27 protein-coding genes are annotated in these 21,936 nt (G+C 60.4%); 10 read left to right on the top strand and 17 right to left on the bottom strand.

What is annotated here, in order from left to right; all coding sequences use genetic code 11:
- Positions 1-148 precede the first annotated feature (148 nt).
- Together G6N74_RS01585 and G6N74_RS01580 are read left to right on the top strand one after the other, a co-directional pair.
- Complete coding sequence (locus tag G6N74_RS01585) at positions 149-829, top strand: amino acid ABC transporter permease (RefSeq protein ID WP_165113548.1); 681 nt, start codon at positions 149-151, stop codon at positions 827-829.
- Entirely contained in the window at positions 826-1,593 is a 768-nt protein-coding gene (locus G6N74_RS01580; RefSeq protein ID WP_165113546.1) for an amino acid ABC transporter ATP-binding protein, read from the top strand. The genes G6N74_RS01585 and G6N74_RS01580 overlap by 4 nt, the downstream gene beginning before the upstream one ends.
- Positions 1,594-1,640: 47 nt before the next feature.
- Here G6N74_RS01580 and G6N74_RS01575 read toward each other — a convergent pair whose 3' ends face one another.
- From G6N74_RS01575 to G6N74_RS01560, 4 genes are all read right to left on the bottom strand, one after another.
- A complete protein-coding gene (locus G6N74_RS01575; RefSeq protein ID WP_165113544.1) occupies positions 1,641-1,889 on the bottom strand; it encodes a ParB N-terminal domain-containing protein in 249 nt (82 codons plus the stop codon).
- 485 nt (positions 1,890-2,374) lie between these two features.
- Positions 2,375-3,946, bottom strand: a complete 1,572-nt coding sequence (locus tag G6N74_RS01570; protein WP_165113542.1) for a GMC family oxidoreductase — start codon at positions 3,944-3,946, stop codon at positions 2,375-2,377.
- Between the two features lie 48 nt (positions 3,947-3,994).
- Positions 3,995-4,528 (bottom strand): twin-arginine translocation signal domain-containing protein, encoded by a 534-nt coding sequence (locus G6N74_RS01565; RefSeq protein WP_165113540.1) that lies wholly within the window; start codon positions 4,526-4,528, stop codon positions 3,995-3,997.
- Between the two features lie 84 nt (positions 4,529-4,612).
- On the bottom strand, positions 4,613-5,008 hold the full coding sequence (locus tag G6N74_RS01560) for a VOC family protein (protein WP_165113538.1): 396 nt from the start codon (positions 5,006-5,008) through the stop codon (positions 4,613-4,615).
- Between the two features lie 216 nt (positions 5,009-5,224).
- Here G6N74_RS01560 and G6N74_RS01555 point away from each other — a divergent pair, with 216 nt between their 5' ends.
- A complete protein-coding gene (locus G6N74_RS01555; protein ID WP_165113536.1) occupies positions 5,225-5,530 on the top strand; it encodes a ribbon-helix-helix domain-containing protein in 306 nt (101 codons plus the stop codon).
- A gap of 10 nt (positions 5,531-5,540) precedes the next feature.
- Here G6N74_RS01555 and G6N74_RS01550 read toward each other — a convergent pair whose 3' ends face one another.
- Both G6N74_RS01550 and G6N74_RS30650 read right to left on the bottom strand, forming a co-directional pair.
- A complete protein-coding gene (locus G6N74_RS01550) occupies positions 5,541-5,834 on the bottom strand; it encodes a Dabb family protein (protein ID WP_165113534.1) in 294 nt (97 codons plus the stop codon).
- Between the two features lie 104 nt (positions 5,835-5,938).
- Complete coding sequence (locus G6N74_RS30650; RefSeq protein ID WP_246245605.1) at positions 5,939-6,106, bottom strand: hypothetical protein; 168 nt, start codon at positions 6,104-6,106, stop codon at positions 5,939-5,941.
- A gap of 27 nt (positions 6,107-6,133) precedes the next feature.
- Here G6N74_RS30650 and G6N74_RS30645 point away from each other — a divergent pair, with 27 nt between their 5' ends.
- The 4 genes from G6N74_RS30645 (at position 6,134) to G6N74_RS01530 (ending at position 8,813) form a co-directional block, all read left to right on the top strand.
- Positions 6,134-6,376: a DUF1365 family protein gene (locus G6N74_RS30645; RefSeq protein ID WP_376767673.1), complete on the top strand. Its 243-nt coding sequence runs from the start codon at positions 6,134-6,136 to the stop codon at positions 6,374-6,376.
- Positions 6,377-6,448: 72 nt separating this feature from the next.
- The gene (locus tag G6N74_RS01540; RefSeq protein ID WP_165113530.1) at positions 6,449-7,696 is read left to right on the top strand and encodes an SAM-dependent methyltransferase; all 1,248 of its coding nucleotides are present in this window, start codon (positions 6,449-6,451) and stop codon (positions 7,694-7,696) included.
- Between the two features lie 368 nt (positions 7,697-8,064).
- Entirely contained in the window at positions 8,065-8,298 is a 234-nt protein-coding gene (locus G6N74_RS01535) for a hypothetical protein (protein ID WP_165113528.1), read from the top strand.
- A gap of 200 nt (positions 8,299-8,498) precedes the next feature.
- Positions 8,499-8,813, top strand: coding sequence for a hypothetical protein (locus tag G6N74_RS01530; RefSeq protein WP_165113526.1), 315 nt, complete (start codon positions 8,499-8,501; stop codon positions 8,811-8,813).
- Positions 8,814-8,894: 81 nt separating this feature from the next.
- Here the strand turns inward: G6N74_RS01530 and G6N74_RS01525 are convergent, their stop codons facing one another.
- The 3 genes from G6N74_RS01525 to G6N74_RS01515 form a co-directional block, all read right to left on the bottom strand.
- A complete protein-coding gene (locus G6N74_RS01525; RefSeq protein ID WP_165113524.1) occupies positions 8,895-10,874 on the bottom strand; it encodes a bifunctional 2',3'-cyclic-nucleotide 2'-phosphodiesterase/3'-nucleotidase in 1,980 nt (659 codons plus the stop codon).
- A gap of 125 nt (positions 10,875-10,999) precedes the next feature.
- Positions 11,000-12,283 (bottom strand): NAD(P)/FAD-dependent oxidoreductase, encoded by a 1,284-nt coding sequence (locus G6N74_RS01520; protein WP_165113522.1) that lies wholly within the window; start codon positions 12,281-12,283, stop codon positions 11,000-11,002.
- A 234-nt stretch (positions 12,284-12,517) separates the two neighbouring features.
- On the bottom strand, positions 12,518-12,991 hold the full coding sequence (locus G6N74_RS01515) for an Lrp/AsnC family transcriptional regulator (protein ID WP_091913484.1): 474 nt from the start codon (positions 12,989-12,991) through the stop codon (positions 12,518-12,520).
- Positions 12,992-13,145: 154 nt separating this feature from the next.
- On the opposite strand from G6N74_RS01515, the gene ald reads away from it, so the two are divergent.
- On the top strand, positions 13,146-14,261 hold the full coding sequence (ald, locus tag G6N74_RS01510) for an alanine dehydrogenase (protein WP_165113520.1): 1,116 nt from the start codon (positions 13,146-13,148) through the stop codon (positions 14,259-14,261).
- 125 nt (positions 14,262-14,386) lie between these two features.
- Here the strand turns inward: ald and G6N74_RS01505 are convergent, their stop codons facing one another.
- The 6 genes from G6N74_RS01505 to sseA all read right to left on the bottom strand — a co-directional run bounded on the left by G6N74_RS01505 (position 14,387) and on the right by sseA (position 18,299).
- Positions 14,387-14,686: a hypothetical protein gene (locus G6N74_RS01505; RefSeq protein ID WP_165113518.1), complete on the bottom strand. Its 300-nt coding sequence runs from the start codon at positions 14,684-14,686 to the stop codon at positions 14,387-14,389.
- 339 nt (positions 14,687-15,025) lie between these two features.
- The gene (locus G6N74_RS01500) at positions 15,026-15,352 is read right to left on the bottom strand and encodes a hypothetical protein (RefSeq protein WP_165113516.1); all 327 of its coding nucleotides are present in this window, start codon (positions 15,350-15,352) and stop codon (positions 15,026-15,028) included.
- Between the two features lie 222 nt (positions 15,353-15,574).
- The gene (locus tag G6N74_RS01495; protein ID WP_165113514.1) at positions 15,575-16,057 is read right to left on the bottom strand and encodes a DUF1203 domain-containing protein; all 483 of its coding nucleotides are present in this window, start codon (positions 16,055-16,057) and stop codon (positions 15,575-15,577) included.
- A 157-nt stretch (positions 16,058-16,214) separates the two neighbouring features.
- The gene (locus G6N74_RS01490) at positions 16,215-16,772 is read right to left on the bottom strand and encodes an OmpA family protein (protein ID WP_165113512.1); all 558 of its coding nucleotides are present in this window, start codon (positions 16,770-16,772) and stop codon (positions 16,215-16,217) included.
- 112 nt (positions 16,773-16,884) lie between these two features.
- Positions 16,885-17,445: a GNAT family N-acetyltransferase gene (locus G6N74_RS01485; RefSeq protein ID WP_165113510.1), complete on the bottom strand. Its 561-nt coding sequence runs from the start codon at positions 17,443-17,445 to the stop codon at positions 16,885-16,887.
- 2 nt (positions 17,446-17,447) lie between these two features.
- Positions 17,448-18,299 (bottom strand): 3-mercaptopyruvate sulfurtransferase, encoded by an 852-nt coding sequence (gene sseA / locus G6N74_RS01480; protein ID WP_165113508.1) that lies wholly within the window; start codon positions 18,297-18,299, stop codon positions 17,448-17,450.
- 260 nt (positions 18,300-18,559) lie between these two features.
- On the opposite strand from sseA, the gene G6N74_RS01475 reads away from it, so the two are divergent.
- Positions 18,560-18,874 (top strand): antibiotic biosynthesis monooxygenase family protein, encoded by a 315-nt coding sequence (locus G6N74_RS01475; RefSeq protein WP_165113506.1) that lies wholly within the window; start codon positions 18,560-18,562, stop codon positions 18,872-18,874.
- A gap of 18 nt (positions 18,875-18,892) precedes the next feature.
- Here G6N74_RS01475 and G6N74_RS01470 read toward each other — a convergent pair whose 3' ends face one another.
- Positions 18,893-19,636, bottom strand: coding sequence for an alanyl-tRNA editing protein (locus tag G6N74_RS01470; protein WP_165113504.1), 744 nt, complete (start codon positions 19,634-19,636; stop codon positions 18,893-18,895).
- A complete protein-coding gene (locus G6N74_RS01465; protein ID WP_165113502.1) occupies positions 19,636-20,670 on the bottom strand; it encodes a cysteine synthase A in 1,035 nt (344 codons plus the stop codon). The genes G6N74_RS01470 and G6N74_RS01465 overlap by 1 nt, the downstream gene beginning before the upstream one ends.
- 330 nt (positions 20,671-21,000) lie before the next feature.
- On the opposite strand from G6N74_RS01465, the gene G6N74_RS01460 reads away from it, so the two are divergent.
- Positions 21,001-21,822 (top strand): SDR family NAD(P)-dependent oxidoreductase, encoded by an 822-nt coding sequence (locus G6N74_RS01460; RefSeq protein ID WP_165113500.1) that lies wholly within the window; start codon positions 21,001-21,003, stop codon positions 21,820-21,822.
- Positions 21,823-21,936: the final 114 nt, after the last annotated feature.

Genomic DNA, 21,936 nt, shown 5'->3' with positions numbered 1-21,936 from the left:
GAGGCGGATCGGCCGGCAGGCCGGTCCGCCTTTCATTTTGCGCATGATCTTTTGCGAAAAACCTGCAACCTTTCCCGGCAATTAGATCATATCCGCGAGCCGCACCTTGGCTCCCGAGAAATTTAAGTAGGGACCGGAGGAACATACCTTGCCCCACTGGCTTCAATTGATGCTGGATTCGCTCGGGCCGCTTCTATGGGCGGCTGTCGTGTTTTCGGCCCCGCTCACGCTTTTGTCCTTCGCCCTTGGCCTCACGCTCGGTTTGATCGTGGCCATCATCCGGCTGTTCGGCCCCGCGCCGCTTGTCGCGATCGTGCGCTTCTATGTCTGGATCATCCGCGGCACGCCGCTTCTGGTGCAGCTTTTCCTGATCTTCTACGGCCTGCCCAGCGTCGGTATCGTGCTCGATGCCTTCCCAGCCGCATTGATCGGCTTCACGCTGAATGTCGGGGCCTACACGTCCGAGATCATCCGTGCCGTCATCGGCTCCGTGCCGAAGGGCCAGTGGGAAGCGGCCTATTCGATCGGCATGACGTGGTCGCAGGCCATGCGCCGAACCATCCTGCCGCAGGCCGCCCGCGTCGCCGTGCCGCCGCTGTCGAACACCTTCATTTCGCTGGTCAAGGACACGTCGCTTGCCGCAGCCATCACCGTGCCCGAACTGTTCCAGGCAGCCCAGCGCATCGTCGCAACCACCTACGAACCACTGATCCTCTATGTCGAGGCGGCACTCATCTATCTGGCGTTGAGCTCCATCCTGTCACAACTTCAGTCCCGGCTCGAACACCGCCTCGGACGCTATGGTGGCTTTATCGAGGCACGGTCATGATCGGTCTGGAAAACATCGAAAAGCAGTTCGGCGATCTGATGGTCCTCAAGGGCGTCTCCGTCGCCATCAGGGAAGGCACCGTGACGGCCCTCGTCGGCCCGTCGGGCGGCGGCAAGAGCACGCTTCTGCGCTGCATCAACCTTCTGGAAATACCGACGTCAGGCGCGGTGCGCATCGGCAACGACCGGCTGGAGTTCCATCCCGGCCAGAAGGTCACTACTGCCGCGATCCAGCGCCTGCGCCGCCAGACCGGCATGGTGTTCCAGAATTTCCAGCTTTTCCCCCACCGCACCGCAATCGAAAACGTCATGGAGGCTCTGACCACCGTCCTCAAATGGCCGGAGGCCAAGGCGCGAGAGCGCGCAGCGGCACTTCTGGAAAAGGTCGGCATGGCCCACAAGGCCGATGCCTGGCCGGCCACGCTTTCGGGCGGTCAGCAGCAGCGCGTCGCGATTGCCCGCGCGCTCGCGCCCTCGCCCAAGGTTCTGCTCTGCGATGAGCCTACATCGGCGCTCGACCCGGAACTCGCTCAGGAGGTAGTCGACGTTCTGAGTGACCTCGCCAGGGAAGGCACGACCATGGTCATGGCCACGCATGACCTTCGTCTTGCTTCATCCATCGCCAACGAAGTCGTGTTTCTGGATGCCGGCTTGGTAGTCGAAACCGGCCCGGCGCGGGAGGTCTTCGACAATCCGCAGCGCGAGCGCACCAAGCGCTTCATCACCACGCTGACTCAGGAGGTGGCGAAGGGCCGTCACGGCTAGGATTTAAGAGACCTTTCAGAATTCGCTTCGGTGACGCAAAAAGGCCCCTAGTGCCGCTTGGCCTGCACGATGTAGCCATCGATCGTCGTCTCGCCGAGCCATTTCACCGCTTCAAGCCGGTGCAGCCCTTCGACGAGGATGTAGCGCTTGCCGTCGAAACGCACCTGTATCGGCGTCTGCTGACCGTTTTCGACGATGCTCTCGGCAATCACCCGCACCGTATCCGGATGCAACGTCTTGCGGCGCTCCGTTGGCACATAGATCTGGCTGATCGGGATTTTCTGCGGTCTGAGCATTTTCTGCCTGTTGGGGCAAAGCGCCCTGCCCGACATGAATAAAGGCTTTGTGCGCAATGTCCATGTGGGCGGGCAGCAAGTCCCAGATAGCTGGCTCGACCGGGCGCGATCGTAACGCCGCGCTCCGGTCGAGCGCCTTCCCCTCGAAGGCAACGAATGTGGGATGAAATCCCGAAACTGGCATGCGAGCCCCCCGCGACTCGCACGCAAGAAGCAATGCAATCGCCGTGCCAACTAACGCTCGATTCAGACGAGATACGATTATCCTATAATTTTCAAATGGATAGAATAGATCACAGTGACATTGGGCGCGATCGTTCATGCACAACTATGGGTTATATTAGTGCAATCGATATTGTGCGATGCACAAATTCTACGCAGACACGACCTATGCATCCATTTTTGGCACAGCTTGCGCACAAAAAATCCGGCGCAGAATGTCGAAAGACATTCCACGCCGGAGGCAGGGTCTCGGGGAGGTCGTCCTAGATGTTCTTTGCCGCCATTTCCTTGGCGATGTGATCTGCCTGCCGGATTGCCAGCGTCACGATGGTCAGCGTCGGGTTTTCCGCACCGCCGGTGGTGAACTGGCTGCCGTCCGACACGAACAGGTTCTTGATGTCGTGCGTCTGGCCGAACTTGTTGACTACGCCATCCAACGCCTTCTCGCTCATGCGGTTGGTGCCGAGATTGTGCGTGGAGGGATATGGCGGCGTCGGGAAGGTCCGCGTTGCACCCACAGCGTCATACATGGCCATGCCCTGCTTGTAGGCATGGTTGCGCATGGCATCGTCATTGGGATGGTCGGTAAACCAGACATCGGGGATCGGCATGGCGTATTTGTCTTTCATCTCGCCATGCAGTTTCACGGCGTTCTGTTCCTGCGGCATGTCCTCGCCGACGATCCACATGCCGGCCATATGGTCGTAGTGGTCGAGCGCCGTGGTGAACCCTCGGCCCCACCCGCCTGGATTGAGGAAGGCGGCCATGAAGGGCAGCCCGAGCGCCAGCGTCTCCAGCTCATACCCGCCGACGAAGCCGCGCGAAGGATCGTGCTTTGCTTCGTCCCGTACGATTCCGGCCATGGTCGTGCCGCGATACATATGCACCGGCTTGTCGAAGATGGCGTAGACCGAGCCGGTGGTGTGGCGCATGTAGTTCTTGCCCACCTGCCCCGACGAATTGGCAAGCCCGTCAGGAAACTTCGAAGATGCCGAGTTAAGCAGCAGCCGCGGGCTCTCGATAGAATTGCCGGCGACGCAGACGATGCGCGCCTTCTGGCTTTGCAGCTTGCCGTCCTTGTCGGCGTAGACGACGCTCGTCACCTTGCCGCTGTCGTCGTGCTCGATCTTGACGACATGGCTGTTGGGGCGAACCTCCAGCTTGCCGGTTTCTTCGCCCTTGGGGATTTCCGTATAGAGCGTCGACCATTTCGCGCCCCATTTGCAGCCTTGGAAGCAGAACCCAGTCTGCTGGCAGGCCATGCGGCCGTCACGCTCTGCCGAATTGATCGCCATATTGCCGGTGTGGCATTCCTTGTAGCCAAGCGCGTCGGCGCCGGCCTTCAGGATCTTGAAATTGTTGTTTCCCGGCAGGCCTTCGATGCCGTTGGTGCGGGTCACGCCCATCTTGTCTTCGGCCTTGGCGTAGTATGGCTCCAGTTCCGCCAGCGTCAGTGGCCAGTCAAGCAGGTTCGCACCCTCGATCTTGCCGTAATGGGTCAGCGCCTTGAATTCATGCTCCTGCAGGCGAAGCGATGCGCCGGCCCAATGGGTTGTGGTTCCACCGACAGCCTTGACGATCCAGGCTGGAAGGCCCGAAAAATCCTTGGCGACGCGCCAGCCACCTGAAGCGGTGCGCGGATCACCCCAGGAGAGCTGGGCAAAGCTATCCCATTCGTCATTGATAAAATCCGCATATTCGTAACGATTGCCGGCTTCGAGTATCACTACGTCGATGCCCTTCTGGGCGAGTTCGTTGCCGAGCGTGCCGCCGCCGGCGCCGGAGCCGATGATTACGACGACCTTGTCATCGTTCAGATCATATTTCGCGACCATGGTTTCCTCCCAAAGGTCAATAATTGCAATGGCTTGACGAAACGAGCTCTATAGCCACTCAATGTCGTCGAAGCCGCGCGCGATATAGCCTCCCTTGGAGTAGGACTCGCCCTCATAGCCGAAGATTGGCCAGATCTCCTTTTGATTGTAGAGACCGACGACGAGCCCGCCCCGGACCGCCTGGAAGAACGGCGTGTCCTCGATACCCTGCAGAAGCTTCACCCGCTCCTCCTCCCAGCCGAGCCCGGCATAGCCCCCGGCGCCCGCCTTCTGGTCGAGATCGGCAATGCCTTTTTCGATGAGTTCCTTGTGCGCGGCATCCTTACCGGCCGCCTCGTCATGGCTCTTGACGGCGATGGCGTAATATTTGTCCGGCACCTGGTCGTGCGGATAGATGTCGCGCGCCATCTGGATCAGCGTTGCCATCGTCTCGGGCTTGAGGGCCGTCGTTTCGAGCCCCCAGGCATGCTGCGGGCTGATGACCGCGCTGCCGCTGATGACCAGTAGCGCAGCGCCCACGCCGCCGCGTTTCAGCAGCTCACGTCGCGACAGGCCGGGCCTGCCTTCATGGATCGTGACCATTTTGTTCCTCCCTTGCTTGCTTTGCGCCTGAAGGCGCCGTTGCTGGCTGGGCCGCACTCCTCCCGAGTGCGGATCACCCCGTCCCTATTTGTAGCGGCCGTGCCGTTGCAGCACCTCGATCTGGTAGCCGTCCGGATCGGCGACGAAGAAGAACCGGGCGAGCAAAGCGCCCTCCCGGTTGAATTCGACGATTTTGCGAGGAGCGAGGCCGAGCGCCTCAAAACGGGCATGCTCGACGTCGAGATGATCGACGCAGAAGGCGATATGGCCGTAGCCATCGCCCAGCGCGTAAGGTTCCTCGCGGCCTTTGTTGATGGTGAGTTCGACCTCTAAGTCGGCCTCGGCGTTGCGCAGATAGACGAGCGTAAAGGTCTCGAAATCCAGCCTGTCGGCGATTTCGAGCCCGAATGCCTGTTTGTAGAATTCCACGGACCGGGTTTCTTCAAGAACCCGGATCATCATGTGTATCGCTTTGGCCAAATCTGTCCCCGCAATCCGTTACGCCTTCGATGTGAATCGGATTATGAGCGCGGTGCATCCAAGTTGGTGGCAGCCCGTTACCACGCAGGAAATTGATCGCCGGTCACAATCACGCTAGGCACCAAAGTTCGATTGCGGCGATCTGCATTTCCGTCGAATATACCATCAGCGGGCGCAAGCGCCGCCAAAACCAAGAAAAACCGGGAGGAATGAGAGATGTGCAGGGTTTTTGCCGGACAGGATCCGGAAGGCTATCGCCAGATCAACCGCTCGATTCGCATCGGCGGCCACTCGACCAGCATCCAGCTTGAAGCGACGTTCTGGGCGCTGCTGGACGAGATCGCCGACGGCCAGGGGCTGACGACGCCGAAATTCATATCGAAGCTTTACGACGAGGCGATCGAGATAAACGGCGAAATACCGAACTTCGCGTCCATGCTGCGCACCACTTGCGCGCTCTATCTAAGAGGGCACCGCCCCTCGGACCACGAACAGGCGATTCTGCGTAGCGAAGCAGCCTGAACCGACGCCGTCAGGCGCGTTCGGCCACGACGTCGGCCGAGAAACGCAATTCGCGCAGCGGCCGCACCTTTCGCGTCGTCGCATCATAGGTCGGATGCGCCTTGTACGCCGCCAGCGCTGCCTCGTCGGCGAATTCGGCATAGACCACCACGTCGATCTCGTTTCCGAGCGGATCGACCTTGGTGTTGAATGTCACTTCAAAGTGATCGGAATACGGGATCGAAGCCAGCGCCCGCAGCCCGTCGCGGACAGCCGCGATATCCTCTTCACGCCTGGCGTTGAAAAACACGATATGCCGGATCACGTACGCCTCCTGAATTCTCGAGGCGTCTTTTGGGTCGCTATCGCGCCCGCGTCAATCTCTCAAGCCAAGGGCTTTCAGCCGCAGCCTGCCGGAAATTTCGTCGATCAGCCGCCGAAGTAGCTCATCGCGTGGCGCAACAGGCGCACGCCATGATCCAGATAGCGGCCCTGATTGGACGTGGCATCCCAGATCAGGAAGACAGTGACGATGACCACGGCAACGACATAGCGCATGCCGGCACGATACCCCAACGCCTGCAATACTACCACCATCAGCTCCACCCGATCGTAAATGACCGGTTGAGACTTTTGGTCGGTCGGGCGGCGAAAAGCGTTCTCGATCAGGGGCGTGAAAAGCTTGGTACGGCCTCCCTTTCACTCTGCCTCTTGAAGTTTCCCTTGATGACATGGAAGATCATGGCAGGAATCCACTGGGAGGCGCTGAAACTGTGGTTGAAGGGCGCCCGTTTCAAAAGGAGCCCACCGGCTCCTGAAACGGTCAGCTACCGTGATCATGGTGGAGCGTTCGAACCCGGTGAATGAGAGGAAAGCCACCAGCATGCGAGGGCATGCGTGGGCTTTGCCGACGAAATCGGGGATCTGAGGGGATCTGACATGACGCAGGATCACGCCGCATCCGACGACGCGATAAGGCTGGACGAACGCAATTTCGCCGACGTGGCGCGGGGCCTGCCGGCCAAGGCGCGCATGGTGCTGTCGGCGGCCATGAACCTTGCTCGCGGTACGCTCAAGATCACCTTGCCGGACGGCCGTGCCGTCCTGGTCGGCGGCAAGGCGCCCGGCCCGGACGCACAGCTCGTGCTGAACAACTGGCGCCTGCCCGGCCGCGCCTTCACCGGCGGCACGATCGGCGTTGCCGAATCCTATATGGACGGCGATTGGGAAAGCCCGGACGTGACCTCGTTTCTCGAGCTCTTCGTGGTCAATTCCGAAACCGGCGAACGCCTGGCGGGCGGTGCGAGCTGGCTGCTGAATGCGGTTCAGCGCATCCGCCATTGGCTCAACGAAAACACGCACCGCGGCTCGAAGAAGAACATTTCCGCCCACTACGATCTCGGCAACGCCTTCTACAAGGAATGGCTGGACCCGACCATGACCTATTCCTCGGCGCTGTTTTCGGCCGGCGCCAATGATCTTGAAAGCGCGCAGACCGCGAAATACCGGGCGCTGGCCAAGGATGTCGGCATCCGCGCCAAGGACCATGTGCTGGAGATCGGCTGTGGCTGGGGCGGCTTTGCCGAATTTGCCGCGCGCGAAATCGGCTGCCGCGTCACCGGCCTGACCATCAGCCGCGAGCAGCATGATTTCGCCACTGCCCGCATCGCCAAGGCCGGCCTTTCCGACAAGGTCGAGATCAAGCTGCAGGATTATCGCGACGAAACCGGCAAATACGACCGCATTGCCTCGATTGAGATGTTCGAGGCCGTCGGCGAAAAATACTGGCCGGTGTTCTTCGGCAAGGTCAAGGACTGCCTGAAGGCCGGCGGCACTGCCGGCATGCAGATCATCACCATCAACGAAAGCGCCTATTCGATCTACCGCAGCCGGCCGGATTTCATCCAGCGCTACGTCTTTCCGGGCGGCATGCTGCCGACACCGGCGATCCTGAAATCGCTCGGTGCCGATCAGGGCCTGTCCTATCTGCGCGAGCGTGTCTTCCCGCAGGATTACGCCCGCACGCTTGCCGAATGGCGGCTGCGTTTCTGGGGATCCTGGGAAAAGATCGTGCCGCTCGGCTTCGACGACCGCTTCAAGAAGCTCTGGGAGTTCTATCTCCACTATTGCGAGGCTGGCTTCCGCGCAGAGTATATCGACGTGCGGCAGGTCATCTACAAGGCTTGAGCCACCGCATCAGGACCGAAATTCGGCTGCTCTTGGCGTCTGAGAAGAATTTCCGGCCAGCCTCCGACCTCATTTTTTAACACCGCAGTCGCCTCATCTCTAGCGACTCCGCGCACTGCAGCGATTCTTCAAAGCGGAATCACGCTTGCGTGAATGGCACCTTCACGTGATCGCATCCTGTTGATCGTCAGCCGACTTACTTTCGCGGATGCCTTCACCCATATGAGCCGTGTTGATCGTCGGACACGAGGGATTTCCAAAATCACCGGCAGCTTGGCGACTCCACCGGAATACCGGTTGGCGCATCTTCCTCCCATGCCGGCGGAAAACCTCTTGTCGCGGTCACGACGAACTTTTGGAGAATACAGATGAAGAAGACAATTATTGCACTCACCGCGGTTTTGATGACCTCCGGTATCGCCCTTGCCCAGAATACGAATTCGGTGATCCAGACGGCTCATGACGCCGCGCCCGTTTCCGTCGTCGTCAAGCAGCCGGCCAATATCGATTATTCCTCACAGGCCGCGATCTCCTCGACGGTCGGCGCGACCAACGAACAGCAGCGCGCCGCGATCATTCAGGAACGCGCCGACAACCGTTGAATGAATATCCGGGGTGCTCTCACGCCCCGGCACACAAACTTGTGACCATGTTCCCCGGCTACGTCTCGGTTACTTCATTTGAAGTTGAGTGTCCCGGTACATAAATCACACTTTGCAACCGAAGATATTGAATTGCTTGACGATTTATATCTTCAAAATTCCGCCGAAGACAATTTCGGCCAAGAATAATGGAGACTAAAATGAGAAAGATCATTCTTTCCCTCGCCGCCGTTTTGATGACCACCGGCGTTTCCCTCGCAAATGACCGTTACGGCGACGCCGCTCCTTCCTCGGTCGTCGTCAACGCTCCCAGGAGCATCGATTACTCCGGCACTGCCGCCATTGGCGCCACCAACACCGGTGTCAAAAACGACCGCTACGGCGATGCCGCTCCGAATTCGGTTGTTGTAAGCCAGCCCAAGAGCCTCGACTACTCGGGCACGGCCGGCATCGGCGCCACCACCAACGGCCTCAAGAACAACCGTTACGGCGACGGCGCGAACTCGATGTACTGATCGACCGGTCCCTACGGGACTGAGTTGAACGCAAAGGGCGGCAGACCCGGTCTGCCGCCCTTTTTGTTTATTCCGATGACCTCAGAGCGTGATGCGGTATTTGCCAAAACCTTCCGCACCTTCGCCGGCGGGCTCGATCTTGACGCCCTTCACATTGGCGATCAGGTCTTTTGCCTTGGGGCCGGTCTCGAACAGAACCGACGTTCCTTCCAGCGGCGCAAAGCTCCAGTTGTCGTCGGCGGAAGGGTTGATCGTCTTCTGGTCGATGATGTAGCGCACGATCACGTCACGGTTGGTATCCGGCGCCTCGTAAATGATCTTGGACGCGTTGATCTCCGGGAAATTACCGCCGCCGCCGGCGCGGTAGTTGTTCGTCGCGACGACGAATTTTGCTGCCGGATCAATGGCTTTCCCGTCGAACATCAGGTCAACGATGCGGTTCGAGCCGGCGTTGATGACGGCGCCCTTCGGATCATATTTGGGCGGCTGCGACAGATCGATCTTGTAGCTGACGCCGTCGATCACATCGAAATTATAGGACGGGAAGTCGGTGTTGATCAGCGGCTGGTCCGCCTTGCCCTTCTCGACCTGATTGAAAATGCCGGCCGACATTTCCAGCCAGTCCTTCACCTGCGCGCCGGTGATTTCCACCGCCCGCACCGTGTTTGGATAGAGATAGAGGTCGGCGACGTTCTTGATCGCGATGTCGCCGGTCGGCACGTCTGTATAGTACTCCGGACCGCCGCGGCCGCCTGACTTGAAGGGTGCTGCCGCCGAAAGCACGGGCAGGTCCTTGTATTGCGTGTCCTTCAGCAGGTCCTTGATGTACCAGGTCTGCGCCTGGCTGACGATCTGAACGGAAGGATCGTCGGCGACCAGCGCGAAATAGGAATAGAGCGGCGCGGATGTCTTGCCGACCGGCCGACGCACATAGGCGAGCGTCGCCTCGTGATCCTCCTTGAGCGCATCGACAATGCGCTTGTCGTCCTCCACCGTTGCCTTGTTCTTGTTGTCGACGCGCTCATAGATCGGCCGCGCCTCGGAAGTCGCTGAAACGACCTTCCATTTGCCGCCATCGGCTTCGAGCATCAGGTCGATCAGGCCCATATGCGAGCCCCAGAAGCCGCCCATGACGGCCGGTTTGCCCTGCAGCGTGCCTTTTGCCGCGTCGACGCCCTCCAGCCCCTGAAAGTCCTTCGGGCCGGGAAAGACGAGATGCTGATGCCCGGTGAAGACCGCATCGATGCCGTCCACGCCGGCGAGGAAGAACGAAGCGTTCTCCATCAGGTCGCCCTGCTTGTTGTCGATGCCCGAATGCGAGAGCGCAATGACGATGTCCGCGCCCTCCTCCTTCATCTGCGGCACCCAGGCTTTTGCCGCCTCCACGATGTCACGCGTCAGCACGTTACCGGTCAGGTTCTTGGCATCCCAGATCATGATCTGCGGCGGCACAAAGCCGATGATGCCGATCTTGATCGGATGTTCCGCGCCCGCGCCGTCCTTCACCTTCTTGTCGAGGATCACGTAAGGCTTGAGATAGAGCTTGTCGTCGCGCGGATTGGAGGCAAGCACGGTACCCTTGACCAGATTGGCGCAGACGAACGGGAAATTGGCTCCGGCCAGCACCTTGTCCATGAAGGACAGGCCGTAGTTGAATTCGTGATTGCCGAGCGTCGAGCATTCGTAGCCGAGCAGGTTCATGCCCTTCATGACGGGATGGACGTCACCTTCCTTCAAGCCCTTCTCATAGGCGACATAGTCGCCCATCGGGTTGCCCTGCAGGAGATCGCCATTGTCGATCAGCATCGAATTGGTCGCTTCCTTGCGCACGGCGTCGATCAGCGAAGCGGTGCGGGAAAGGCCCATCGTGTCGTTCGGCTTGTCGGCATAGTAGTCGTAGGGCAGCACGTTCACATGGATGTCGGTCGTTTCCATGATCCTGAGATGCGCCTGATTGGCCTGCGCTCGCGCCGAAAACGGATGCAGCATGACGAAGGCCCCGGTTGCCGCAGCACCTGCCAGAAAGGACCGCCGCGACAAGGGATGAAGCAACTCAGACATGGTTTTCTCCTGGAGATTGATCTCGAAAAAAATCGACGCCGAAACAATGAGTTTCGCGCCGAATTTTTTACGAGTCCAGCAGGAACAGGTGACGCGCCGATGACAATTTGTCGGCTAATCAGCGATCATTTCGGTTTTGCAGGCGTCTGCGCGGAGCCCTGCGTGATCAGCCGGGCGCTGCGCTGGCCCGTCGTGTAGATCCACAGCCAGCTCAGCGCTACCGAAAGCCTGTTGCGAAGGCCGATCAGGAAATAGATGTGCGCCAGGCCCCACAGCCACCAGGCGATGCGCCCGTTGAGCTTGATCCAGCCGAAGTCGATCACTGCCGCGCGCTTGCCGATCGTGGCGAGATTGCCGTCGTTCTTGTAGCGGAAGGGCCGCACCGAACTGCCGCCCTTCAACCGCGCCTTGATCGTCGCGGCAATATGCCAGCCCTGCTGCTTGGCGGCAGGCGCCACACCGGGAACGGGCTTGCCTTCCGGCGTCGTGACATGTGCCGTATCGCCGATCACGAAGATTTCCGGGTGCCCGGCGACCGTCAGGTCCGGCTCCACCATCACCCGTCCGGCGCGATCGGCAGAGGCACCCAGCCATTCCGCCGCCGGTGACGCCGCAACGCCTGCGGCCCAGATGATCGTCTTTGCCGGCAGGTGCTGCCCGCCATAGACCACGCCCTGCGCGTTGCATTCGGAGACCGCCCTGCCGAGCTCGACCTCGACGCCAAGCTTTTCGAGTGCGCTTTTCGCATAGGCCGATTGCGCCGGCACGAAGGCGGAAAGCACGCGTTCACCGGCCTCTATCAGCACGACGCGGGCTTCGCGCGTATCGATATTGCGGAACTCGCGCGGCAGCGTGTCATGCGCCAGTTCGGCGATCGTGCCGGCCAGTTCCACGCCGGTCGGACCGCCGCCGATGATGACGAAGGTCAAACGCGCGCGGCGACGTTCGGGATCGGTTTCCCGCTCGGCCTTCTCGAAGGCCATCAATATGCGCCGGCGGATGGTCGTGGCATCCTCCAGCGTCTTCAGGCCGGGCGCATAAGGCTCCCATTCGTCATGGCCGAAATAGGCATGCCGCGCACCGGTTGCCAGCACCAGCGTGTCGTAGGGAATAGCTTCGCCGTCCTCCATCAGTACCCGCTTGCCGGCCGGATCGACGCCGGTAACGGTGCCCAGAAGCGTGGTCACATCCTCGCGGTTGCGCAGCAATTGGCGTATCGGCCAAGCGATTTCGGACGTCGCCAACGACGTCGTGGCGACTTGATACAGAAGCGGCTGGAAAAGGTGATGGTTGCGCCGGTCGATGATCGTGATGCGCACGGGTGCGCCGGTCAGGTTGCGGGTAGCCTCCAGGCCGCCGAACCCGGCACCGACGACGACGACGTGATGTGGGCTGGAAGCAGGATCCATCGGGCTCGCTTGGGCGAAGAAAACGATTCGTCCCGATTATGGTGCAGTGCCGCAAACAAGCAAGCAGTGCTTAGGACCAAGACACATTCGGGTGTGTCGAGATTCAGATCAGGGCGTGCCGAGAACGGCGGTTTTCGAGAACCGGAACGGAGCGTACATTTGGGTACGTGAGTACCGGAAGCGCAGAAAACTGCTGTTCGCAGGCCGCCATCATCTGAATATCGGCACACCCGATCACGCCAGCTCCGGCTTCATGCCGAGCGCCGTGCGGTCGATGATCTCGCGCAGCGCGAAGGACGAGTTGATCTTGGTCACGTGCGGCATGGCCGACAGCCATTCCTTGTGGATGCGCTCGTAGTCGGCCAGGTCCTTAGCAGCGATGCGCAGGATGTAGTCATATTCGCCCGACATCAGATGGCATGACAGGATGTTGGGGCAGCGCTTCACCGCCGCCTCGAAATCCGAAAGCGTCTTCTCGAACTGGCCCGACAGCGAGATGTGCACGATGGCCGTCATCTGATGGCCGAGCGCCGCGTTGGAAAGCCGGGCGTGATAGCCGCGGATGACGCCGCTCTTTTCCAGATTGTCTAGCCGGCGCGAACAGGCCGACTGCGACAGGCCAACCTTCTCGGCTAGAGCCGCATTTGGGATGCGCCCATCCTTCTGCAAAGCGTCCAGAATGGCGATATCGATCCTGTCGAGCGACATTATTCGTATTTCCTTCGAATATACCGAGATTTCGCGCAACGAATAGCGATTTCAGGCGGCAACAGCAACCCAATTTGCAAACAAGCACAGCCGATTCTGTGATTTCATGAGGGATACAAAAAATTCCATCGACGGGAAACAGTGGAGGAACACAATGCGCGTCGGATGCCCCAAGGAAATCAAGAATCATGAGTACCGTGTCGGCCTGACACCGGGCGCGGTTCGCGAATATGCAGCCCATGGCCATGAGGTTCTGGTCGAGACGGGCGCCGGCGCCGGCATCGGCGCCGATGACAACGCCTATCGCGCTGCGGGTGCCACCATCGCCAAGACGGCCGCCGACGTATTTGCCAAGTCGGACATGATCGTCAAGGTCAAGGAACCGCAGCCCAACGAATGGGTGCAGCTGCGCGACGGCCAGATCCTCTACACTTATCTTCACCTTGCTCCCGATCTGGAACAGACCAAGGGCCTGCTGGCTTCGGGCGTCACTGCCGTCGCCTACGAGACGGTAACCGACGATCGCGGCGGCCTGCCGCTGCTGGCGCCGATGTCGGAAGTTGCCGGCCGCCTCGCCATCCAGGCCGGCGCGACCGCGCTGCAGAAGGCCAATGGCGGCCGTGGCGTACTGCTGGGCGGCGTTCCGGGCGTTCTGCCCGGCAAGGTCACGGTCATCGGCGGCGGTGTCGTCGGCCTTCATGCGGCCCGGATGGCGGTCGGCCTCGGTGCCGACGTCACTATTCTCGACCGTTCGATCCCGCGCCTGCGCCAGCTCGACGACCTGTTCAGCGGCCGCATTCACACCCGCTATTCGACGGTGGAAGCGCTCGACGAGGAATGCTTCTCGGCGGACGTCATCGTCGGCGCGGTGCTCATCCCGGGTGCCGCAGCACCCAAGCTCGTTACCCGCGAAATGCTGTCCGGCATCAAGAAGGGCGCGGTGCTGGTCGATGTCGCCATCGATCAGGGCGGCTGCTTCGAGACCTCGCATGCCACCACCCATGCCGACCCGACCTATGAGGTCGACGGCGTCATCCACTACTGCGTCGCCAACATGCCCGGCGCCGTGCCTGTCACCTCGGCACATGCACTGAACAACGCGACGCTGCATTACGGCCTGCAGCTTGCCGACAAGGGCCTGAAGGCGCTCATCGACGAGCCGCATCTGCGCAACGGTCTCAATGTCCACAAGGGCAAGATCACCAATCGCGCCGTCGCCGAAGCGCTCGGCTACGAAATGGTCGAGCCGAAAGCGGTTCTGGCCGCCTGATTTCGAATCCGGGTTCCTCAAACGCAAAAACCGCCGGTTCGTCCGGCGGTTTTTTTATTGAGTGAACCAAAAAAGTAGCGGTGGGCATCGCCCGTAGCCCAAAGTTCAAATTGTATATTTGCCGCTTATCGCATCGACGGCTGTGCATCGCCGTAGCGATCGTTGAAGTGCGGGCCATATTCCGGAGCTTCGATCGCAGCCGTTGTCGTGCGATCGAGCGGGCCGGCCGCCAGAACCTTCGAGTCGGGCGCGGCATCGCTGTCACGCGTATTCTGGCTTACCGAATAGCCGGGATCCCTTTGGGTAATCGTGCGATCCACGACGACATGGTTCTGATTGACGATGACCGACGGCGGGGCTGAGTCAGCAAGAGCCGCACCCGAACCTAAAACAACAGCGGCAAACGCAAAAAGTAACTTCTTCATCTCACTTCTCCTCATCGCAAGACATTGGTTCCGCCGCTTGCCAGCGGTACCCACGCGCAAAAGCGCTGGACGAAGGTACAACGCCTTCCCATCCCATAGTGCTTTCGTACTCGGGTCAGGATTTCAGTTTCTATGCGCCGGAATTCCGGGAGTGTTTTCCGGCACGACTGACGTAGGTACGCGACCGCGCAACGGCAAATCACGACGCTGCGACCGAAAGTTGCGTCCCTTCACAGATCCGTGTTGGCCTGCTCGATCCGTCACCGCCGCATGGCGATCTGATCAGCTGAAGGGGCGACGGACACCGTCCGTCGCCCAAGGCTCATATTGCATACCGGCTTATCTCATCGACGGCTGTGCATCGCCGTAGCGATCATTCACATGCGGGCCATATTCCGGCGCCTCGATCGCGGCCGTTGTCGTGTGATCGAGCGGGCCGGCCGCCAGCACCCTGGACTCAGGGGCCGCATCACCATCGCGCTCGTTCTGCCTCACCTCATAACCGGGATCCATCGCCGTGTAGTTGCGATCCATGACCTCGTGTTTCCGTTGCATGATGACGGTTTTCGGCGCTGAATCGGAGCCGACAGCGACCGGGTATTCATCGGCCAGTGCTGAACCCGAAACAAAAAGAACTGCGGCAAAAGCAAAGAGCAACTTTTTCATCTCACTTCTCCTCATCGCAAGACATCGGTTCCGCCGCTTGCCCGGCGGAGTCCACGCGACAAAGCCTCGGACGAAACGTCTCCTCCATCCCATCGTGCTTACGAAGCTTGGGCTGTACCTTCAGTTTTGCCGGAAATCCGGGGGTTTTCCGGTATAGTTGAGATAGGTACGCAATAGTATTGCGTCGAATCACGACATTGCGACTGAAAGTTGCACAACCCCTCACACCTCCGTGTGGGCGCGCTCGATGCGGCATTGATAGCAATTGTTGCGGGCCGAGCGCATGTGGACATAAGCGATTTCGGGCCGCTGCAGCAGTTCATGGGCGCGCCCGCAGATCATATGCGTCGGCACCACCGCCCCGCTGCCATAGACGATACGGTCGTCTTCGCCATAACCGCGCAGGATATAATCCGGCGTCGCCCTGAACATCGACGGGATCGTGTCGGTTTCCGGCGAACGTTCGCATTCCTCCGCATGCAGGAAGATCGGGCCGGTCTCCGCATAGGGTTGCAGGGCCGGAAACGGTCTGTAGGCCAGGATCAGATATTCCTTGCCAGCATCGATATTTCGCAGGCAATGGCGGCAAGGCATGCCATCGCCATCGGAAATGCGGCGCTCGGGAACGAGGCCGTAATCGTCGGCGGCTCCGGCTTGAAGGGCGCGAACGCGGTCTGTGGGAAGCGCAACATAATGTAGCAGCATGGCATCAACTCCTTGAGGTGATCATGCCCGCACTATGCCGTGCCCTTCCTCTTGCCAGCCACCCGATTCCTGATTGCGAGGACCGTGCCTGAAACGCCAAACCGCCGATCACGAATCCATGATCGGCGGTCCAGAGTTGCCAGTGCAACGGTATCGGTCAGCGCAGAAAATCGTCTATGCGCCTGAGCGTCACGCGGCGGTTCTGCCAGTTTTCCGCCTGCGTCTGCACCAGTAGGAATTCCTCGCCATAGCCGACCGTTTCCAGCGCCCGGGCCGGAATGCCGAACTCGCGCACCAGTGTCCGCTTCATCGAAGCTGCACGGCGCTCGGACAGTATCTGGTTCGATTCATAGGAACCGACCGCATCGGTATGGCCTTCGATCAGCACCTTGGTGCCCGGCCGGCGGCGCAACATACGCTCCAGCGCCGTCGCGATGTTCTCGACCTTGCCATATTGCGAATCGGGAACCTCGGCTGAACCGAAAGCGAAGTTGATCGACTGAATGTCGATGGACGGCGCCATGCGGCGAAGTTCGGGACGGTTCTTGAACTCGCGCACCGTCACGCGCTGATCGCGGCGCAGCTTCCTGGCAGGTGCCGCGTCGAGCCTGCGCTCGATCTGATTTGCCGAAGGCATCGCGCTCTGCGCTGTCGCGAAAGTCGGGAAGGCTATGAGCGCGACCATGGCGGCGGCGAAGTGGCGGCGGTTCAGCATGTATGTTGTCTCCTTCAGCAGCGGCTAGAAAAAGCCGTTTCGATGGCGCGAACATGCCGTAGCCAAGCTGAAGCATTCCTGAACGAGCAGTTCAGCTTCGGTTATCTGGATGTCAGGGCCGCATCACGCTGGCGGAACGCTCGGCGAAGCTCATGGTGCGCACCATCTCCTGCTTCTGGCCAACCGGCGAGAAACCGAGCTTCTGATAGAGCGGAAGGGCGGCAGGATGATCCATCGTGCATGTCTGCACCGTCACCCGTTCAGGCTTGTGCGACCACGCTGCCTCGATCGCAGCCCCCAGGAACCAGCGGCCGAGCCCCTGCCCCATCGCGTGCTCCATCATGCCGAAATAGGCAAGTTCGGCCTCTCCCGGCAGATGCGGCTTGATGTCGAAGAAACCTGCGGGCACGCCGTCGAGATAGAGGATGCGGACGTCGCGGTCTTCGCGGTGCAGTCCGGCGGAAAGCTCCTCGTCATCCAGCCGCAGCGCATTGACCCACTGCCATTTGCGCCCAACCCGGTCCATCAGATAGCGATAGAAATGCAACGGCACGGCACGCGCCTTCAGCAGCGCGATCTGCTTGTTCATCGGCAATGACGGGTAATAGACCGGCGGCGCACCCATTTCGAGAAAGGTGACGGTTACCGGTATCGACTGGGTCTCGTCCGCCATGGTCAATCCTTGCCGGTCACGACCGGCGTATCGCTCAGCCCGCCCCATTCGGTCCATGATCCGTCGTAGAGCTTGTTGTCGGTATGGCCGAGGCTTTCCAGCGCCAGCGTTATGACGGCCGCCGTGACGCCGGAGCCGCAGGAGGTGACGACAGGCTGCGAAAGATCGAGACCCGCCCCTTCGAGCTTTTCTCTCAGCCGGTCGAGCGGCAAAAATTGTCCGTTCTCCGAAAGCGAACTAGCCGGCACATTTCTGGCGCCCGGCATGTGGCCGGAACGTATGCCAGCCCTCGGCTCCGGATCGACCCCGGTAAAACGTCCCGCGGGGCGCGCGTCGGCGATCTGGCGTTCGTGGCTTTCCACGGTGCGCCGCATATCCGCCAGCGAAGCCACGCGCGCAGTATCGAAATCGGCATGAAAGACGCTGCCCGCGATCTTGGTCAGCTCCGACGTCACCGGACGCCCGGCGGCCTTCCAGCTGTCCAGGCCGCCGTCGAGTATGTAGACCTGATAGACGCCCATGACCCGGAACATCCACCAGACGCGCGGAGCGGAGAAGAAGCCCGGCCCGTCATAGATCACGATCGTATCGTCGGCGGAGATGCCCATCGAGCCGACATGCTGGGCAAAGACATTCGGGCGCGGCAGCATGTGCGGCAGATCCGAATCAGGATCGACGACCATGTCGACATCAAAGAACACCGCGCCGGGAATATGCGCGGCATCATATTCGGCGCGCGCGTCGCGCTTTTGCGCCGGCAGGTACCATGAAGCATCGACGATCGAGATGCCCGGCGTCTTGAGCTTCGCCTGAAGCCAATCGGCATCGACCACGAATGGACTCTTTTCCGGCATCTTTTCGTCTCCGAGTGGTAATCATTCGCCCGCATGTTGAATAGGCGCGGCGCGAAAAATCCGCAACCGCGCCAAGCCATAATGGCAAGGCTTACGCAATCTTTGCAGGCAAGAGTGCCGACAGGTCGATTGTTCGCAACGTCGCATTCCGCGCACAATTTTGCCTTTTTTCGGCGCTCCATCTTGCGCCGGCCAATCAAAATTACCACTTCGCATTTGCTTCCCGGGGGCGGTGCAGCACGATGACGAGGGACTTTAATATGATCAGGCGGATTTGGCGCAGCTACACGACCCCGGACAAGGCGGATGCCTATGAGCATTTTTTCGACACGCTGATGTTACCAGCCATCGAGGGCATGAGACTGCCCGGTTACCAGAATATGGAGCTTCTGCGCCGCGTGGCGGACGAGGAAGTGGAATTCGTCTGGGTGATGAGTTTCGACTCGGCAAAGAGCCTTTCGCCACTGAAGGCGGAGGCCAATGATCCCGTGTCCGTGCCACGCGCGGCACAGCAGTTGCTCACGCGCTGGGACGAAAAAGCGAGTTTTTACGAAACCCGGCAGAGCCGGCCGTAGACGGCGCCATCTCCCGGGTCACTGCGCCGGCAGCGGTCCGAATCGAATGCGGAAGCGGCGGTTTTCCCGCCCCTTCTTCTCGATCTTGCCGATATGGATTTCGCCGACCTCGCCCGTGCTTTTAACATGGGTGCCACCGCAAGGCTGGCTGTCGATCGACCCATTATCGCCAATGCAGACAAGCCTGATCTTGCCGGTGCCGGTCGGCGGCCGGACATTCTTCGATTTCACCAATCCCGGATTGGCGGCAAGGTCGGCGTCTGTAATCAGCCGCATAAAAACGGCATGGTCGGCGGCGACCAGCTCCATCAGCCGCGCGGTCACGTCTTCCTTGGTGTAGCCGACATCCGGCAGATCGAAATCGACGCGCGAGTCCTCCTCATTCACCGAGGCTCCGGTGATCGGAAAAGGACAAACGACCGTCAGCAGATGGCAGGCCGTGTGCATGCGCATCAGGAGATGCCGGCGCGGCCAGTCAATGGAAAGCGCAAGCTGCTCGCCGACCTCAGGAACCGGCTGCCCGGCAGCCGGAACATGGATGATCTCATCCTTGGTCTCGCCGGTAATGGTCGCGGCGATGGCAATGCGGCTGCCATCGGGCCGCGTCACGAAGCCCGTGTCGCCGGGCTGTCCGCCCGAGGTCGCGTAAAAAATCGTGCGATCGAGAATGATGCCGCCGCGCTCGTTGATCGCAACGACGGCAGCACTGGTTTCCGCGAGATAGGCATCGTCGCGAAAAACCGATTCGGTCGTATAGGCCATTACGCCACGGCCTCGAAGGGCACCGGAATATCCACCGGACGGTCCATCCACTCGGGGATCGGCAGGTCCTTCGAGCGCAGGAACTCCGGATTGAACATCTTCGACTGATAGCGCGTGCCGTAGTCGCACAGGATGGTCACGATCGTGTGGCCCGGCCCAAGTTCGCGCGCCAGGCGAATGGCGCCGGCGATGTTGATGCCGGTCGAGCCGCCGAGGCACAGCCCCTCCTCCTGTATCAGGTCGAACACGATCGGCAGCGCCTCCTCGTCAGGGATCTGATAGGAGAAGTCCGGCGTGAACCCTTCCAGATTGGCGGTGATGCGCCCCTGCCCGATGCCTTCGGTGATCGAGCTGCCCTCGGACTTCAGCTCGCCGCTGGTGTAGTAGCTGAAGAGCGCAGCTCCGAGCGGATCGGCAAGCGCGATCTTCACCGCGTTGCTGTTCTCCTTCAGCCCCATCGCCACGCCCGCGAGCGTGCCGCCAGTGCCGACGGCCGACACGAAACCATCGACCTTGCCGCCGGTCTGCGCCCAGATTTCCTGCGCCGTCGTGCGGATATGGCCATCGCGATTGGCGACATTGTCGAACTGGTTGGCCCAGATCGCGCCATTCGGATCGGACTTCGCCATCTGCTCCGCCAGCCGCCCCGAAACCTTCACGTAATTGTTCGGGTTCTTGTAGGGCACCGCCGGCACTTCGATCAGCTCGGCGCCGAGAAGGCGCAGTGCGTCCTTCTTTTCCTGGCTCTGCGTATCGGGAATGACGATGACCGTGCGATAGCCGAGCGCCTTTGCAACCACCGTAAGCCCAATGCCGGTATTGCCGGCCGTGCCTTCGACGATAACGCCTCCCGGCCTCAGCAACCCCTTCTTCTCCGCATCGCGGATGATGAACAGGCCTGCGCGATCCTTGACCGACTGGCCCGGATTCATGAACTCGGCCTTGCCGAGGATTTCGCAGCCGGTTTCTTCCGAGGCGCGCCTCAGCCGGATCAAAGGGGTGTTGCCGATTGCGTCGATCACCGAACGGTGCATGGAAAATTCCTCATGTGTCGGCGCCGACACTAAAAACCACGCGCCGTGCTTTCAAGGGATGAATTTGCCTGGCCCAGACGCATTTTGAACATTGCACCCCGGCGAGGTACGAAAAACCGTCCGGCTTATTTGCGATCGGGCATCTTGAATGATTGTGCCGGCCGGCCGCACGGACCGTTGCCGGCACAGCGTGACTGCGGCCATTTCATCACTGGTTTCATAATATTGTTTTAGCATCTTCTTTAGAACCAGAACTATCCAATCTCCCCTTTCCAATAAAGATCAGGCCCGCTAGGTAGGCTTTTCTGATTGCGAATAACGGATCACGACATGGCAGCATTGTACCGGGCGGCCCCCAGGGATGGCGTAGCGTGGATTACAGGCGCCAGCACTGGTATCGGCCGTTCGCTGGCGCTCGAACTTGTCGCGGAGGGCTACACCGTGGCCGCCACCTCCCGCGACGAAGAGCGCCTGGCGACGCTGGTTCAGGAAACCGCCGGCATGCCCGGGCGTGTCCTGTCCTTTCCGTGTGACGTGACCGACGACGACGCCATGGTCAAAACCGTCGCCGCGATCGAAAACGAGGCCGGTCCGATTGCGCTTTCGGTTTTCAATGCAGGCACTTACTTTCCGACCCGCGGCGAACGGCTCGACGTGCTGAACATCACCAAGACCTTCGAGATCAATCTCTACGGCGTCATGTATGGGCTGGTTCCGGTGGTCGAGCGAATGCGCGAGCGCGGCCGCGGCCACGTTGTCTTCGTCGGTTCGGCGTCTTGCTATTTCGGCTGGCCGTCGGCCGGCGCCTATAGTGCATCGAAGGCGGCGCTGAACAACCTGGCGGAAGCGCTGAAGCACGACTTCGACAAGATGAACATCCGCGTTCAGGTGGTGAATCCGGGCTTCGTCGACACCCCGCTTACCGAGAGAAACAATTTCGCCATGCCGGCGCTGATGCCGGTCGGCGACGCCTCGCGGCGGCTTGCAAAAGCCATCCGCTTCGGCGGCTTCGAAACCAGCTTCCCGCTTCGTTTCACACTTGTGCTCAAGCTCTTGAAGATATTGCCGTTTTCGCTGCGGTACTGGTTCGTCCACTGGGTCACGGGTTGGGAGAGACGCCCGCTGGCGAACGGCCGCAGGCGACGCTGCTGAGCAGGATAAATCCATATCCTGGCCCTGCAGGACTCTTGGCCGCGATTCGGGAAATCTGTACGTAAAGTGCATTGATTCGTTGCATTGTCTGCAACATCTCAGTGCCCGGCGCGG

The organism is Mesorhizobium zhangyense (assembly GCF_011045115.1).
Taxonomy (GTDB): Bacteria; Pseudomonadota; Alphaproteobacteria; order Rhizobiales; family Rhizobiaceae; genus Mesorhizobium_M; species Mesorhizobium_M zhangyense.
This window is presented reverse-complemented; position numbering and strand designations above follow the sequence as displayed.

What these genes read in the sequence shown, in the direction of transcription:
- ald (WP_165113520.1), top strand. Translation starts at nt 13,146, where the DNA reads ATGCGCGTCGGATGCCCCAAGGAAATCAAGAATCATGAGTACCGTGTC.
- G6N74_RS30650 (WP_246245605.1), bottom strand. Translation starts at nt 6,106, where the DNA reads ATGGTGGTAGTATTGCAGGCGTTGGGGTATCGTGCCGGCATGCGCTAT.
- G6N74_RS01555 (WP_165113536.1), top strand. Translation starts at nt 5,225, where the DNA reads ATGTGCAGGGTTTTTGCCGGACAGGATCCGGAAGGCTATCGCCAGATC.
- G6N74_RS01495 (WP_165113514.1), bottom strand. Translation starts at nt 16,057, where the DNA reads ATGCTGCTACATTATGTTGCGCTTCCCACAGACCGCGTTCGCGCCCTT.
- G6N74_RS01515 (WP_091913484.1), bottom strand. Translation starts at nt 12,991, where the DNA reads ATGTCGCTCGACAGGATCGATATCGCCATTCTGGACGCTTTGCAGAAG.
- G6N74_RS01530 (WP_165113526.1), top strand. Translation starts at nt 8,499, where the DNA reads ATGAGAAAGATCATTCTTTCCCTCGCCGCCGTTTTGATGACCACCGGC.
- G6N74_RS01570 (WP_165113542.1), bottom strand. Translation starts at nt 3,946, where the DNA reads ATGGTCGCGAAATATGATCTGAACGATGACAAGGTCGTCGTAATCATC.
- G6N74_RS01540 (WP_165113530.1), top strand. Translation starts at nt 6,449, where the DNA reads ATGACGCAGGATCACGCCGCATCCGACGACGCGATAAGGCTGGACGAA.
- G6N74_RS01505 (WP_165113518.1), bottom strand. Translation starts at nt 14,686, where the DNA reads ATGAAGAAGTTACTTTTTGCGTTTGCCGCTGTTGTTTTAGGTTCGGGT.
- G6N74_RS01580 (WP_165113546.1), top strand. Translation starts at nt 826, where the DNA reads ATGATCGGTCTGGAAAACATCGAAAAGCAGTTCGGCGATCTGATGGTC.
- G6N74_RS01520 (WP_165113522.1), bottom strand. Translation starts at nt 12,283, where the DNA reads ATGGATCCTGCTTCCAGCCCACATCACGTCGTCGTCGTCGGTGCCGGG.
- G6N74_RS01500 (WP_165113516.1), bottom strand. Translation starts at nt 15,352, where the DNA reads ATGAAAAAGTTGCTCTTTGCTTTTGCCGCAGTTCTTTTTGTTTCGGGT.
- G6N74_RS01490 (WP_165113512.1), bottom strand. Translation starts at nt 16,772, where the DNA reads ATGCTGAACCGCCGCCACTTCGCCGCCGCCATGGTCGCGCTCATAGCC.
- G6N74_RS01525 (WP_165113524.1), bottom strand. Translation starts at nt 10,874, where the DNA reads ATGTCTGAGTTGCTTCATCCCTTGTCGCGGCGGTCCTTTCTGGCAGGT.
- G6N74_RS01485 (WP_165113510.1), bottom strand. Translation starts at nt 17,445, where the DNA reads ATGGCGGACGAGACCCAGTCGATACCGGTAACCGTCACCTTTCTCGAA.
- G6N74_RS01565 (WP_165113540.1), bottom strand. Translation starts at nt 4,528, where the DNA reads ATGGTCACGATCCATGAAGGCAGGCCCGGCCTGTCGCGACGTGAGCTG.
- sseA (WP_165113508.1), bottom strand. Translation starts at nt 18,299, where the DNA reads ATGCCGGAAAAGAGTCCATTCGTGGTCGATGCCGATTGGCTTCAGGCG.
- G6N74_RS01535 (WP_165113528.1), top strand. Translation starts at nt 8,065, where the DNA reads ATGAAGAAGACAATTATTGCACTCACCGCGGTTTTGATGACCTCCGGT.
- G6N74_RS01470 (WP_165113504.1), bottom strand. Translation starts at nt 19,636, where the DNA reads ATGGCCTATACGACCGAATCGGTTTTTCGCGACGATGCCTATCTCGCG.
- G6N74_RS01575 (WP_165113544.1), bottom strand. Translation starts at nt 1,889, where the DNA reads ATGCTCAGACCGCAGAAAATCCCGATCAGCCAGATCTATGTGCCAACG.
- G6N74_RS01475 (WP_165113506.1), top strand. Translation starts at nt 18,560, where the DNA reads ATGATCAGGCGGATTTGGCGCAGCTACACGACCCCGGACAAGGCGGAT.
- G6N74_RS01460 (WP_165113500.1), top strand. Translation starts at nt 21,001, where the DNA reads ATGGCAGCATTGTACCGGGCGGCCCCCAGGGATGGCGTAGCGTGGATT.
- G6N74_RS01465 (WP_165113502.1), bottom strand. Translation starts at nt 20,670, where the DNA reads ATGCACCGTTCGGTGATCGACGCAATCGGCAACACCCCTTTGATCCGG.